Source organism: Rubrivirga sp. S365, from assembly GCF_032248475.1.
Lineage (GTDB): Bacteria > Bacteroidota > Rhodothermia > Rhodothermales > Rubricoccaceae > Rubrivirga > Rubrivirga litoralis.
Genome location: NZ_JAVTTN010000001.1, coordinates 1,822,636 through 1,835,544, shown reverse-complemented (window position 1 = coordinate 1,835,544; position 12,909 = coordinate 1,822,636). Strand labels below are relative to the sequence as shown.

12 protein-coding genes are annotated in these 12,909 nt (G+C 76.0%); 6 read left to right on the top strand and 6 right to left on the bottom strand.

Annotation, left to right across the window (positions count from 1 at the left end; translation table 11 throughout):
• Nucleotides 1–7 precede the first annotated feature (7 nt).
• Complete coding sequence (locus tag RQM47_RS07965) at nt 8–1,207, bottom strand: murein L,D-transpeptidase (protein WP_314008361.1); 1,200 nt, start codon at nt 1,205–1,207, stop codon at nt 8–10.
• A 163-nt stretch (nt 1,208–1,370) separates the two neighbouring features.
• On the opposite strand from RQM47_RS07965, the gene RQM47_RS07960 reads away from it, so the two are divergent.
• From RQM47_RS07960 to smc, 3 genes are all read left to right on the top strand, one after another.
• Nucleotides 1,371–1,655: a hypothetical protein gene (locus tag RQM47_RS07960; RefSeq protein ID WP_314008359.1), complete on the top strand. Its 285-nt coding sequence runs from the start codon at nt 1,371–1,373 to the stop codon at nt 1,653–1,655.
• Nucleotides 1,656–1,727: 72 nt separating this feature from the next.
• Nucleotides 1,728–2,252: a hypothetical protein gene (locus RQM47_RS07955; protein WP_314008357.1), complete on the top strand. Its 525-nt coding sequence runs from the start codon at nt 1,728–1,730 to the stop codon at nt 2,250–2,252.
• Nucleotides 2,253–2,314: 62 nt separating this feature from the next.
• Nucleotides 2,315–5,911 carry a chromosome segregation protein SMC gene (smc, locus tag RQM47_RS07950; protein ID WP_311662263.1) on the top strand — a complete coding sequence of 1,199 codons (3,597 nt, stop codon included), beginning with the start codon at nt 2,315–2,317 and terminating at the stop codon, nt 5,909–5,911.
• Between the two features lie 159 nt (nt 5,912–6,070).
• Here the strand turns inward: smc and RQM47_RS07945 are convergent, their stop codons facing one another.
• Nucleotides 6,071–7,009 (bottom strand): haloalkane dehalogenase, encoded by a 939-nt coding sequence (locus tag RQM47_RS07945; protein WP_314008354.1) that lies wholly within the window; start codon nt 7,007–7,009, stop codon nt 6,071–6,073.
• A gap of 468 nt (nt 7,010–7,477) precedes the next feature.
• On the opposite strand from RQM47_RS07945, the gene RQM47_RS07940 reads away from it, so the two are divergent.
• The 3 genes from RQM47_RS07940 to RQM47_RS07930 all read left to right on the top strand — a co-directional run bounded on the left by RQM47_RS07940 (nt 7,478) and on the right by RQM47_RS07930 (nt 10,088).
• Nucleotides 7,478–7,897, top strand: coding sequence for an HIT family protein (locus tag RQM47_RS07940; RefSeq protein ID WP_314008351.1), 420 nt, complete (start codon nt 7,478–7,480; stop codon nt 7,895–7,897).
• A 73-nt stretch (nt 7,898–7,970) separates the two neighbouring features.
• On the top strand, nt 7,971–9,902 hold the full coding sequence (locus RQM47_RS07935; protein WP_314008348.1) for an ABC1 kinase family protein: 1,932 nt from the start codon (nt 7,971–7,973) through the stop codon (nt 9,900–9,902).
• A 54-nt stretch (nt 9,903–9,956) separates the two neighbouring features.
• Nucleotides 9,957–10,088 (top strand): hypothetical protein, encoded by a 132-nt coding sequence (locus RQM47_RS07930; RefSeq protein ID WP_314008345.1) that lies wholly within the window; start codon nt 9,957–9,959, stop codon nt 10,086–10,088.
• Here RQM47_RS07930 and RQM47_RS07925 read toward each other — a convergent pair.
• The 4 genes from RQM47_RS07925 to RQM47_RS07910 all read right to left on the bottom strand — a co-directional run bounded on the left by RQM47_RS07925 (nt 10,046) and on the right by RQM47_RS07910 (nt 12,766).
• Nucleotides 10,046–10,603 carry a zinc finger domain-containing protein gene (locus RQM47_RS07925; protein ID WP_314008342.1) on the bottom strand — a complete coding sequence of 186 codons (558 nt, stop codon included), beginning with the start codon at nt 10,601–10,603 and terminating at the stop codon, nt 10,046–10,048. The two genes, RQM47_RS07930 and RQM47_RS07925, sit on opposite strands and share 43 nt — an antisense overlap.
• Before the next feature lie 18 nt (nt 10,604–10,621).
• Complete coding sequence (locus RQM47_RS07920; RefSeq protein WP_314008339.1) at nt 10,622–11,182, bottom strand: DUF421 domain-containing protein; 561 nt, start codon at nt 11,180–11,182, stop codon at nt 10,622–10,624.
• 84 nt (nt 11,183–11,266) lie between these two features.
• Nucleotides 11,267–12,388 (bottom strand): DHH family phosphoesterase, encoded by a 1,122-nt coding sequence (locus RQM47_RS07915; protein WP_314008336.1) that lies wholly within the window; start codon nt 12,386–12,388, stop codon nt 11,267–11,269.
• A 279-nt stretch (nt 12,389–12,667) separates the two neighbouring features.
• The gene (locus RQM47_RS07910) at nt 12,668–12,766 is read right to left on the bottom strand and encodes a transposase (protein WP_314008333.1); all 99 of its coding nucleotides are present in this window, start codon (nt 12,764–12,766) and stop codon (nt 12,668–12,670) included.
• Between the last annotated feature and the right edge of the window lie 143 nt (nt 12,767–12,909).

Below are 12,909 nucleotides of genomic sequence, written 5' to 3'. Positions count from 1 at the left end.
CCTCTCGTTAGTTGATCTCGTCGTAGACGTCCTGGGCAAAGTGGACCGCCCCGCCCGCGTCGGCCCAGACGGGCAGGTAGACGATGTAGACCGGGATCTCCTCGTCGAGCACCACCTTTTCGCGGTCGCCCGTCGTCATGTTCTCGCGGACGCGGGCCTCGTCCCAGCCCTGCGGGCCGAGCACCCAGGCGCCGAACTCGGCCGGCCTCTCCAGGCGGATGCAGCCGTGGCTGAACGCGCGGTCGGCCTCCTCGAACAGGTGGTCGGCCGGCGTGTCGTGGAGGTAGACGGCGTGCTGGTTGGGGAACATGTACTTCACGAGCCCGAGCGCGTTGTCGGGGCCGGGCGTCTGGCGGAGGCGGAGCTCGCCGTCCCTCACGCGCCGGAGGTTGGCCCACGTCATGGGGTAGACGTCGGCGTCGGCGTGGTAGTTCGCGGCGATCTCGAACCCCTTGCGTTCGAGCGCCGACGGCCCCTGCGACACCAGCTCCTCGCTCGCGATCGACGCCGGAACGCCCCAGTACGGGCGGAAGATGACGTGCTCCATCTTGTCGTGGAAGAGCGGCGTCTCGCGCCCGTCGTACGACGCGCCGACGACGACCTCCATCTGGAGCGCCTCGCGGCCGCCCTCGAACGCGCGCACCCGGAACTCGGGCACGTTGACGACCACGTAGCGGGCGTCCGGCCCGGTCGGGAAGGCGGGGAGCTCGTCCCACCGCGCGAGCGTGGACTGGATCTGCTCGACGCGCCGGTCCGCGCTCTCGTTGAGGGCCGCGCGCGTGTTGCCGCCGAGGAGGCTGTCGACCGCGAGCCCGTGCGTCGCCTGGAACCGGGCGAGGGCGCCGACGAGGGCGCCGTCGTAGACGTCGCCGGCCGGGTCCGCCCCGCCCAACTCGCCCGACGCCGCGAGCCGGTCGCGGAGCGCCTGCACCTGCGTCGCCGCCGTGTCGCCGGGCTCGACGAGGTCGCCGTCGGGGACGGTCGACCAGCCGCCGCCCTGGGCGACCTGCTGGTACCGCGCGAGCGCCTCTTCGAGCCGCTGCCGGGCGGGAACGGTCGAGTCGGCCGGCGCCCCGCTCGCGGGCGCCGCCGTCGCCGGGGGCGGGGTGGCGGCGTAGGCCGGGTCGCCGCAGGCGACGAGGAGCAGGGTGAGGACGAGGACAGAGACGGCGGTGAGGCCGAAGAGCGTGAGTGACAGTCGGTTCATGTGGGGACGGAGGGGTGAGCCGCAGAGACAACGCAAACGGCGCGCCACGGATTGGCCCGGCGGGGGCACCCAGGGTTTCCCCCATGCCCCGCCCCCGCCCGAACCCGAGCGGGCGGGGCGGGTTGGACCGGCCTCCCCTCCCGCCCCGCCCGACGCTCCCGCCATGCCCGCCGACGCCACCCCGCCCGACGCCAACCGCCGCCCGTCCGACGAGTCGCGCGCGCCCGAGGCCCGCGAGCCCGAAGCCGACCAGCAGGTGGAGGGCGTGGACCTGGAGCGCGACGCGGCCCCGGCTGCGACCGAGGTCGACGACGGCGAGGCCCGCGTCGCCGAGGCTGGCAACGCCTACGTCGGCCGACAGATGTCGGACCGCCTCAAGGCCAACCCCCGCGTCGAGGACGGCGACGAGGCGGTCGACGAGGACCCGTCCACACCAGAAGACGACTGACCGGGTAGTCCTCCTGCACCAGGGAGGCCGCGGGGCGGGGCGGTACGATGCGGCCCCTCTTCCACCCCGCCCGTGCCCGCTCCGCTGCTCCGCCCCGCCCCCGCCGGCCTCCTGGTTTTCGCCGTGTGCGCCCTCGCCGGGTGCACCCACATCCAGCCTGCCCCGCTCGCGTCCGCCGGTGGGCGGTCCGACGTCAACGACCGCGCCCGGACGGCAGACGCCACGGTCGTCCTCGCGGACGGGGAGCGCGCACGGGCGCGGGCGCTCCACCTCGCCCCCGACCTCGCCACGTGGACCGATCCCCAGACCGGGGCCGCCCGCTCGGCGCCCACGGCCGACCTCCTCTCCGTCCGCTTTGTTGACCGGGCGCGGGGCGGGGCGGAGGGGGCCGGGCTCGGCCTGCTCGCGGGCGCGGGCGTCGGGCTCGCCCTGAGCGCGCTCGTCGTCGCGAGCGGCGACACGGGTCCCCTCGAACCGGCCGAGGGGGCGGCCCTGATCACGTCCGCGTTCGGCCTGATCGGCGCCGGCGTGGGCGCGGTCGGCGGCCTCGACCGGGGCTCGCAGGCGGTGTACCGCCCGGTTCCGGGCGCCGACTGACGCCGCCCACGGCGGGCAGGGCGGGGCGGTCGGTATCTTCGGGCTCCCCCCGACGCGCCCGCATGTACCTCAGCCGGCTCGAGCTCCACGGCTTCAAGAGCTTCGCCCAGAAGACGGCCGTGTCGTTCTCGCCGGGCGTGACGGCGATCGTCGGGCCGAACGGGTGTGGAAAGTCGAACGTGATCGACGCCGTGCGGTGGGTGCTCGGCGAGCAGCGCGCGCGGCTCCTGCGCAGCGAGTCGATGTCGGGCGTCATCTTCAACGGGGCCGCCGAGAAGCGGGCGCTCGGGATGGCCGAGGTCTCGCTGACGGTCGAGAACAACCGCGGTGTGCTCCCGACCGAGTACGCCGAGGTGACGGTCACGCGGCGGCTCTACCGCAACGGCGACTCGGACTACCTCCTCAACGGGACCGTCGTCCGCCTCCGCGACGTGCTCGACCTGTTCATGGACACGGGCATGGGCGCCGGGGCGTACTCGGTCATCGAGCTCTCGATGGTCGAGGACATCCTGAGCGAGAACGCCGACGACCGGCGACGGCTGTTCGAGGAGGCCGCCGGCGTGACCAAGTACAAGCGCCGCCGCGCCCAGGCCCTCCGCCGCCTCGACGCCACGCGCGCCGACCTCACGCGGCTGGACGACATCGTGGAGGAGGTCGAGAAGCAGGTCCGCTCGCTCTCGCGCCAGGCGCAGAAGGCGGCCCGCCACGAGCGGCTGGCGGGGCGGCTCCGGCGGATCGAGCTGGCGCTCGCCGCCCACGACGTGGCCCGCCTCCAGACCGAGCGCGACGCGCTCGACGCCAGCACGCGCGCCCAGCGAACCGAGGCCGAGGGGCTCGGCGCCCAGCTCGCTGGGGGCGAGGCCGACCTCGAAGCGGCCCGCGCCGCCCTCGTCGACCGCGAGGGCGAGATGGCCGACCGCGCCCGGGCGCTCCAGTCCCACGCCGAGACGGTGCAGCGGCTGGAGGCCGAGGCGCGCGTCGCCGCCGAGCGCCGTGACGCCGCCCGCCGTGCGCTCGACCGGATCGCCCGCGAACGCGAGGCCGACAAAACGCGCGCCCGCAACCTGGACGCCGAGCGTGAGCGGGCCGCCGCTCAGATCGAGGCCGCCGAGGGCGGGGTGGTCCAGACGCAGGCGGCCCTCGACGCCGCCCAGGCCGCCCGCGCCGAGGCCGCCGACCGGGCCGCCGCCGCGCGGCAGGCGCTCCAGTCCGCCCGCGCCGACGCCGGCGACGCCGCCCGCGCGCTCCGCGAGGCGCAGTCCGCCCGCGACCGCGCCGCCGACCGCCGCGCGTTTTTGGAGGCCGACCGCGAGCGTGCCCAGTCCGCCCGCGCCGCGCTCGCCGCCCCGCCCGCCGACGGCGCCGCCCCGCCCGAGGCCGCCCCGCCCGAGGCCGCCCCGCCCACCCCGCCCGATGACCTGGAGGCGGCCGAGGCGGAGCTTGAACGAGCCGGCGCCACGCTCGCCGAGCGCGTGGGTGCCCGGGACGCCGCGCGGGCCGCGTTCGACGCCGCGCAGGGCGCGCTCCAGGAGGCGCGCACGGCCCGCAACACGGCGCGCGCCGAGCTTGACCTGCTCCGCGCGTTCGTCGCCTCGGGCGAGGGCGCGGGCGGGGCGGTCGCCTTCCTGCGCGCGCAGGCGGGGTGGACGGCCCCGACCGTCGCCGACGTGGTCGGGGCGGACGAGGCCGACCGGCCCGCGCTCGACGCCGCGCTCGGCGCCTACGCCGACGCGCTCGTCGTCGGCACCGCCCGCGAGGCCGAGGCCGCCGTCCGCGCGCTCCGCGACGCCGACGAGGGCCGCGCCACGTTTTTCGTGCTGGACCGCGTAAAGGCGCCCGCCCCGCCCGCCGCCCCGCCCGGCGCGGTGCGGCTCCTCGACCGCGTCCGCGTGTCGGAGACCCGGTTCGAGCCACTCCTCGCCGCGCTCCTGGGCGACGTGTTCCTCGTCGACGCGCTCCCCGAGCGGGCGCCGCGGGCGGGGCGGCTCGTCACGCCGGACGGGGCGTGGGCCGATGGCCGGGCCGTCCACGGGGGGAGCCCGGCGACGCAGGAGGGGGCGGGGCGGTTCGGGGCGCGCGAGCGCCAGGACCGGGCAGCCGAGGCGCTGGACGCGGCCGAACGCGCCCTGGCGTCCGCCGAGTCCGCCGCGGCCGACGCCCGCGACGCGCGCGACCGCGCCGAGGCCGACCGAGCGGACGCCGAGCGCGCCCGCGACGCGGCGCGCGAGGACCGGGACGCGGCGCGCAGTGTCCGCGCCCGCGCCGCCGCCGCCGAGGCGGCGCGCGAGGCCGAGGCCGCCGCGCGGCGCGCCGAGGCCGCCCGCCTCGACCAGCGCGTGCAGGAGATCACGGACGCCCTCGGTGCGCTCCCCGCCCCGCCCGCCCTGGACGCGGCCGTCGCCGAGGCCGAGGGCGGGGCGGAAACGGCCGAGGCCGCGCGTGCCCGCGCCGAGGCGGCGGCCGACGACGCCGCGCGCGAGGGCGCCGCGGCCGAGGCGGCGTGGAGCGACGCCCGCCTCGCCCACGCCCGCGCGCAGTCGGCCGTCGAGGCGGCGCGCGCCGACCGCGACCGGGCCGCGCGGTCGCTGGACGAGGTCGCCCGGCGCCAGGCCGAGCGGGCCGCCGAGGCCGAGCGGCTGGAGGCGGGGCTCGCCACGGGCGACGCCGACGACGGCGGGCGGGGCGAGCGGATCGGCGCGCTCCGCCGCGAGACGGACGCGCTCCAGACCGCCGCGGCGGACGCCGAGAGGGCCGTGCTCGACGCCCGCGCCCGGATCGCCGACGGCGAGCGCGCGCTCCGCGACCTCCGCGCCGCCCGCGAGCGCGTGACGACGGCGCTCGCGGACGCCGAGCGGCGCCTCGTCGAGATCGCGACGCGGCAGGAGACGACGCTCGAACGGCTGGCCGACGAGCACGGCACGACGCTAGACGACGCCACGGACGAGCTCGACCGGCTGGGCGAGGAGGCCCCGTTCGAGCCAGCGGCGGCGCGCGCCGAGGTGCCCACGCTAAAGGAGAAAATCCGGGCGCTCGGGGCCGTCAACTCGCTCGCGCTCGAGAGCTACGAGGAGGAGCAGGACCGGCTCGAAACGCTGACCGCGCAGCGGGCCGACCTCGCCGGCGCCGAGGCGTCGCTGCTGGAGACGATCCGCGAGATCAACGAGACGGCGCGGCGCCGGTTCGACGAGACGTTCGGGGCCGTCCGCGAGGCGTTCCAGAAGATCTTTGCCGACCTCTTCGGCGGCGACGCGGCGGCCGACGTCCGCCTCGACGGCGACGACCCGCTGGAGGCGCCGGTCGCCATCACGGCGCGGCCGAAGGGGAAGCGGCCGGTCTCGCTGGCCCAGCTCTCGGGCGGCGAGAAGACGCTGACGGCGACGGCGCTCCTGTTCGCGATCTACCTCGTCAAGCCGTCCCCGTTCTGCATCCTCGACGAGGTCGACGCCCCGCTCGACGACGCCAACGTGGGCCGCTTTATGCGCCTCATCCGCTCGTTCGCGGACTCGACCCAGTTCATCCTCGTCACCCACAACAAGCTGACGATGGAGGCCGCCGACCGCATGTACGGCGTGACCATGCCGACGCCGGGCGTGAGCCGCCTCGTCGGCGTCCGCTTCGACGGCGGCGACGGGGCCGAGGTCGAGGCGGAGCCGGCGTGAGTCGGTGAGTCGGTGAGTCGGTAGGTCGAAAGATGCCCACCCCGCCCGCGCGGCACTGGGGGCGGGGCGGGGCGTTGTCCGATCGTTGTCCACCCCGCCCTCGCCCGCTGCGGGCGGGGCGGCGCTCTGGACCGGCCGACGCCCGGCGCCCCCGGTGCGTTACGTCGGCCTGCCCGGCCGGGTCTGCTCCATGAACCGGAGGACGTAGCCTGCGATCTCCGCCCCGCTCTTGTCCTGGAGAAAGTGCCCGCCCCGGACCTCAACGGCCGGGCCAGCGGTCGGGATCAAACGTTCAAAATGGCGAGCCACCCCGCCCAGGATCGGGTCCTGCGGCGACCACACGAGGAGCGCCGGCTTGTCCCACCGCGAGAGCGCCTCGCGCGCCGCCGTCATGTGGGCCGCCACTGGCCCTCCGGGCTCGGTGGGCACGAGGAGCGGCCACGCGACGGCACCGGCCTTCGAGGCGCGCGTCGGGAACGGGGCTGTGTACGCCGGGACGAACCGGCGCTGGCTGGCTGGCAGCGCGAGGCGCATGAGCGGCCCAACGGGCAGCCACGTCCGCACGACGCCCACGCCCGCTTTCCACGCGCGGAACGCCAGCGACGGCGTCTCCTCGCCGGTCGGCAGGAACGTGTTCATCACGACGAGCCGGGCCACGCGGTCGGGCACGTCGAGCGCGGCGGTTGGCAGCCCCACCAGCCCGCCCCAGTCTTGAACCACGAGCGTGACGCCGCGGAGGTCGAGCGCCTCCATCACGCCGAGCAGCGTCCGCCGGTGGAGCTCGTAGGTGTAGGCGCCGACGCTGGTCAGCTTGTCGCTCCGCCCGAACCCGACGAAGTCGAACGCGACCACCCGGTGCCCGGCGGCCACGAGCGGCGGGATCATCCGGCGGTAGAGGTAGCTCCACGAGGGCTCGCCGTGGAGCAGAAGGACGGTCTCGGCCGCGTCGCGCGGCCCCTCGTCGACGACGTGGACCGAGAGCGGGATGGGCGCGCCGGGGAGCCCCTCCAACGTGAGGTACGTCGGAGCGAACGGCCACTCGGGAAGCCCGGCGAACTGGGCATCGGGCGTGCGGACGACGGGGGCGGGGTGGGGCATCGGGGAGGCGGAAGGCGGAAGGCGGAAGGCGGAAGGCGGAAGGCAAGATGACCGCCCCGCCCCACCCACGCCAGCGGGCAGCGGGCAGCGGGCAGCGGGCAGCGGGCAGCGGGCAGCGGGCAGCGGGCAGCGGGCAGCGGGCAGCGGGCAGCGGGCAGCGGGCAGCGAAGATGCGCCACCCCGCCCGCGACGTGGGCGGGGCGGGTACCGTAGGGGCGACCGGCGGTCGCCTGTCCGGGCACGGCGCGTGATGCTTGGCGAGGCGGCATCGGGCGGGGCGGTGGCATCCCGGACCGTCCCGCCCTCGTCGTCCACCACCCCTATCCCCTCCTGGCCAGGAGGGGGACTGCCGCCGCTCGCGGCCCGCGTCGGCGTCCACTTCCACCGCCCCGCCCAGGTATAAACGGACGGGGCGCAACAAATCCAGCGCCACCCCGCCCACTTTCCACTTTCCACTTTCCACTTTCCATGCCCGACACCATCTTCGACCAGATCGTCCGCGGCGAGGCGCCGGCCCACCGCGTGTGGGAGGACGACGGCTTCCTCGCATTCCTCGACACGCGGCCCTCGCGGCCCGGCCACGTCCTGCTGATCCCGAAAGAAGTCCCCGCCGACGGGGGCGACGACGTGTTCGCGCTCCCGCCCGACGTGTACGCCGCGCTGTGGGAGCGGGCGCGACGGCTGGCCGGCCCGATCCGCGAGGCGATGGACGCCCGCCGCGTCGGGGCCGTCGTCGAGGGGTTCGGCGTGGCCCACGCGCACGTCCACCTGATCCCGCTCGACGACGTCGGCGACCTGGCGCCGCAGGCGGAGGAGCCGGTCTCGCACGGCGAGTTGGCGGCGGTCGCGGCGAAACTCCGAGCGGCCGTCGAGGCGGCGGGCGTGTAACACGACGGGCGGGCTGTCGGGGCCAAGAGTCTGCGGGGGCGGCACCCGAGCGCGCGCCGCCCGTTCCGGCCCCATGCTCGCCAAGACCGCCGCCCCGCCCCCGAACGCCTCGCCTGGCGCCATCCCCGTCGCCCGCCCGGCGCGGCGGCGGTTCCGTCAGACGCGGGCGTACGCGGCGGCGCTCCGCGTGGCCCTCAGCTACCTCTGGTTCGACGCCGTCGCCCGCGTCCGCGGGCCGGGGTGGGCGGGGCGGCGCCGGACCGCGCTCCACCGGCGGAACGGGCGGCGCGTGCGCGAGGCCGTCCTGCGGCTGCGGGGCCTGTTCATCAAGGCGGGCCAGCTGGCGAGCGTGCTCACGCAGCTTCTCCCCGAGTCCTTCCGCGAGGAGCTGGAGGGGCTGCAGGACCGGGTGCCCGCCGGACCGCCCGACGCCGTGCGCGCGCGCATCCGCGAGGAGCTGGGGGACGAGCCCGAAGCGCTGTTCGCGTCGTTTGGCGAGGCGCCGGTCGCGAGCGCGTCGCTCGCCCAGGTCCACCGCGCGCGGATGCCGGACGGGCGCGACGTGGCCGTCAAGGTCCAGCACGTCGACATCGAGGCGATCGCCCGAATCGACTTGAAGGCCATCGAGACGATCCTGCGCGTCGTCGGGCGGTGGTTCGGGGTCCGCGGGCTCCGCGAGCAGTTCCGGGAGATCGAGTCGGCGGTCCTGGCCGAGCTCGACTTCGAGCAGGAGGCGGGGTCGGCCGAGGCCATCGGCGCCGTGCTCGGGCCGGGCGTGTCGGTGCCGACCGTCGTCCGCGAGCGGTCGGCGCGGCGCGTGCTGACGACCGAGTACATGGACGCCGTCAAGGCCGGCGACCTGGCAGCGCTCGACGCGGCCGGCGTCGACCGTGCGGCGCTCGCCGAGCGGATCCTCGACGCCTACGGCGGGATGATCTTCCGCGACGGACTCTACCACGCCGACCCGCACCCGGGTAACCTGCTGGTCCAGCCCCTCCCCGCCCCGCCCGCGAGCGACCAGGCCGACGCCGCCCCGCCCTCGGGCGACGAATCCGCGGGCGACGGGCTGGGGCCGCTCTCCCCCACCCCGCCCCCGGCCGGCGAGCGAGGAGGCGAGGCGCCAAGCCCTCTCCCGATCACTCCGCCCGTCGTCGGCGAGGGAGACGCGGGCGGGGCGGCTTCGTCGGGGGCGGGGCGGCCCTTCGAGCTCGTGTTCCTCGACTTCGGCGCCGTCGCCCGGCTCACGACCGAGATGCGGAGCGGGCTGGCCGAGATGATCGCGGGCGTCCTGGCCCGCGACGCGGGCCGCGTGACGGCGGCGCTCGGGCTCATGGGCTTCGTGGCCGAGCGCGGGCGGGGCGGAGCGGCCGACGCCGCCGTGCTCGCCCTCGTCGAGCGGGTCCACGAGCGCGTGCTCCAGGGCGTCGACCCCGACGCGTTCCGCCTGGGCGACCTCACGCTCGAGTTCGCGATGGAGACCCACGCCGACACGTTCGGCGACATGGCCGACCTCGGCGTCTCGGTCGGCGACCTCGCGAGCGCCTTCCGCGTGCCGCGCGACTGGATCCTGCTGGAGCGGACGGCGCTCCTCCTTATCGGCCTGTGCACGACGCTGGACCCGGACGCTAACCCGCTCCGCGTGCTCCGCCCCCACATCGAGCCGCTCGTCGGCGACCTCGACGTGGGCGGGGTGGCGGCCGACCGCGCGCAGAGCGCCCTGCGGACGGCGCTCGCCCTCCCCGCCCGCCTCGACCGCGTTCTCACGGCGGCCGAGGCCGGCACGCTCGCCGTCCGCGCGCCCGACGCGCTCCGGGCGGCGGACCGCGTCTACGCCGGGCTCCGCCAGGTGGCCTACGCCGTCGGCGCGACGGGCGCGGGCGGGGTGGCGTACGCGGCGCACGTCGGGGGCGAGGGCGGCCTCGCGCTGGGGCTCGGCGTCCTGAGCGGGGCGTGCGCGCTCGGCGCGCTGGGCTCGGCGCTGAGGGAGCGCCGGCGGGCGGGGTGAGGCAACGGCGGCGTCCCGACCGTGTCTTGGAAGGACCACCCCGCCCCGCTCGCCATGCTCCTCGTTCCCTTTTCCGTGCTCCTCGTTGTGATCGCCGCGGCCGCCGTCGTTGCCCGCCCCGCCCTCCGGCAGCCGCGGCGGCCCTACGCCTGGCAGACGGGGCAGAGGTACGTCGCCCGGTCATAGGGCGGCAGGCGCACGAGCTCGACCGGCGTCCCGCACACGAGGCACGGCTTCCCCTTCCGCTGGTACACCCAGTGCGTCTCGCCCCGCTCCTGCATCGCGGGCGGGGTGGTCTGCGTCCGCCCCCACCGCGTCGTCCCGCCCCACATCATCGGGCAAACCGCGTCCCACAGGGCGTCGAGCTCGGCGTCGGTCACGCTCTCGGCGGGGCGGCGTGGGTCGACGCCGGCCAGGAACAGGCCCTCGCTCGCGTAGATGTTGCCGACGCCAGCCACCATCGTCTGGTCCAGGATCACCGGATTGACGGGATCCCCGCCCCGCCCGCGGATGCGGCGCGCGGCCTCGGCGCGGTCGAAGGTCCCGCCCGGCTCCAGAGCGTCGGTCGGCGCCATGACGTCGGGGCCGAGCGCGTTGAGGCGCTCGTGAGCCGCCAGCTCGTCCGGCGCGAGCAGCCCGACGTCGGCATCTGGACATGAACGAGCGGCCGGCCCACGAGTGGGGCCAGCCGGCGCGTCCACCGGATGACGGCGTGGCCCTCAGCCACCGCCCCGCCCGTCGCGCTCGACGGTCGCCACGCGGTCGGCGTCGCGGACGCCGCGCAGGAGGCCGGCTTCGAGCGCCGGCCCGTCGGGGTCGCCGTGAAGCACCGAGATGTCGCCGGTCGTCTCGAAGACGACGGCCCGGACCTGGTCGAGCGTGAGCACGTTCGCCTCGCGGAGCTTGCCCCGGAGGTCGGCCTTGGTCACGCCCGCCCGCTTGAGGTTGTCCTCCAAGACCTCGGCGCCGGCCATGAGCACGAGCGGCTCGTTGTCGAGGACCGAGAGCCCGTGCCGGCGGCCCCACGAAGCGGCCGCCTGGAGCGCGAACAGCGCCGCGAGCGCGACGACGCCCTGGAGCAGCGGCGGGCTCTGGTTGAGGAGCGTCGACGCGAGCACGGCGCCGGTCGTGATCGTGAGCGCGAAGTCCACGCTCGTCATCTTCGAGAAGCTTCGGAGCCCCACGAGTCGGACGAGCACCACGAGCGCGACGTAGACGCCAAGCGTCGAGAGCACGACGGCGAGGAGGCTCTGGGGGGAGGCGACGAACCAATCGGCCATGCGGGGCGGGGAGGCAAAGCGGGCGGGGAGGCCGGAGGGTACCACCGCCCCGCCCGCCGAACGCGGGCGGGGCGGGGCGGCGGGCTACGCGTCCGGGACGTGGGCGTCGGGCTCGAACCCGAGCGCGTCGAGGACGCCGTTGAACACGTCCGGCGGGAGGTGGCCGCCCGAGGCCTGGTCGTGGCCGTGGCCCCAGCGCCCGTTCCACGCGCCCGTGTCGATGGCCTGGTACACCTCGGGGAGCGAGACGTCGGTCCGCGACGACCGGGTCGAGAACGCGACGAGGCCGTCGAGGTAGCCCGTGTTCGCGCAGATCACGGGGTACCCCTTCAGCCGCCCCCGCCACTGCTGCGCGATGAGCGGGTGGACCTGCGCCGGGCTGTGCACGCGGACGAGCGCGAACCGGAGGTCGTCGGGCGCCACCCCGCCCCGGGCGGGGCGGTCTGAAAAGACGGGCGCCGCCTTGCGGGCCTCGGCGACCTCGGCCTTGACCACGTCGCGGGCCTCGCGGAGCCGCTCGGCCTCGGGCGTCTCGGCCGTCGCCAGCGCCTTCGGCCCGTCGAACGTCATGAGCGCGTCGAGCGCCGCGTAGGCGTCGAACTTCGGCGCGCGGCGGGCGGCGTTCACGAGGGCGACGGTCTCCTTGAGCCACTTGGCCGTGTGGCGCGTTTTCGCGTCGGCTAGGAGCGGCCACGGCGCCTTTTCGCCCAGGTCCGAGATCACGCCGACGGCGGCGATCCAGTCCAGCTCGCGGAACTCGTCGACGTCCGGCGCGGCCCCCTCCAGCAGCTCGTAGGCCAGCCACGCCGAGCACGGGATGGGGTCCCAGTCGTAGCCGCTCACGACCGCCCCGCCCTCAGGCTCGCCGCTCAGCCGGTGGTGGTCGACGTAGAGGACGGGCACGCCGTCGGCCTCCAGCGTACCGCGCTCGTTCACGCCCAGGTCGGTCACGACGAGCGCGTCGGGCGCGAGCGTGCGGAGCCGGTCGCGGGCCTCGTCCGAGAACGCCGACTCGCTCCGCCCCGACGGCACGACCACCACGTCCTCGAACCCGAGCAGCGGGAGGCCGCGCCCGAAGAGCGCGCCGGCGCCCAGCCCGTCGGCGTCGAAGTGGCAGAACACGACGGTCCGCCCCGCCCGGTCGGCCCGGCCGATCCAGTCGCGGAAGGTGTCTTGCGCAGCGACGAGATGCTGGTTGAAGGTCATGGGCGGGGTGGAGACGGGTGAGGGCGGGGCGGCCACGGGCGGGGCGGGCGGCATCGCCTCCGTCTACCTCCCAAGGCCGGACCGGCTCCGGCCTTCCGGCACTGGGTGGCTCCCGGTCAAGTAGCGAGTCCTGCGGGTTGGTAAAACAGGGCGTGGAGGGGGTCCATGTTCAGGTACCAGCGGCCCAGTCCTCCGAGACTCGGTGAGGGACGGCATCTCGCGCACTCGGGAAATGCGGATCTGCTCGATGTGATCGGCGGTGGTTGTGAGCGCGCAGCCTTAGTGGCCGTTCCGCTCGCCGGATCGGCGCTCGGTCCGCTCGCGGTGCTCGGCTCGGAGTTGGGTCGTCATCTCCTCTTCCATGACCTGCTCCAGCACGTCCTTGAGGCGTCGCGGACGCGGCCTTCGAGAGAGGCGGTGGCCTCGTTGGCGAAGTCGTCGTGGGCCATCATCGGCTGGGATGGCTGAACCCACAAGACTCGCCACGCCACCTCCAGAATCGGCCCTCGCGGCTCGGAGAA

Bases quoted from the DNA above. Each gene is read 5' to 3' on its own strand.
- RQM47_RS07965 (WP_314008361.1), bottom strand. From the start codon at position 1,207: ATGAACCGACTGTCACTCACGCTCTTCGGCCTCACCGCCGTCTCTGTC.
- RQM47_RS07915 (WP_314008336.1), bottom strand. From the start codon at position 12,388: ATGACCTTCAACCAGCATCTCGTCGCTGCGCAAGACACCTTCCGCGAC.
- RQM47_RS07935 (WP_314008348.1), top strand. From the start codon at position 7,971: ATGCTCGCCAAGACCGCCGCCCCGCCCCCGAACGCCTCGCCTGGCGCC.
- RQM47_RS07920 (WP_314008339.1), bottom strand. From the start codon at position 11,182: ATGGCCGATTGGTTCGTCGCCTCCCCCCAGAGCCTCCTCGCCGTCGTG.
- RQM47_RS07945 (WP_314008354.1), bottom strand. From the start codon at position 7,009: ATGCCCCACCCCGCCCCCGTCGTCCGCACGCCCGATGCCCAGTTCGCC.
- RQM47_RS07940 (WP_314008351.1), top strand. From the start codon at position 7,478: ATGCCCGACACCATCTTCGACCAGATCGTCCGCGGCGAGGCGCCGGCC.
- smc (WP_311662263.1), top strand. From the start codon at position 2,315: ATGTACCTCAGCCGGCTCGAGCTCCACGGCTTCAAGAGCTTCGCCCAG.
- RQM47_RS07960 (WP_314008359.1), top strand. From the start codon at position 1,371: ATGCCCGCCGACGCCACCCCGCCCGACGCCAACCGCCGCCCGTCCGAC.
- RQM47_RS07930 (WP_314008345.1), top strand. From the start codon at position 9,957: ATGCTCCTCGTTCCCTTTTCCGTGCTCCTCGTTGTGATCGCCGCGGCC.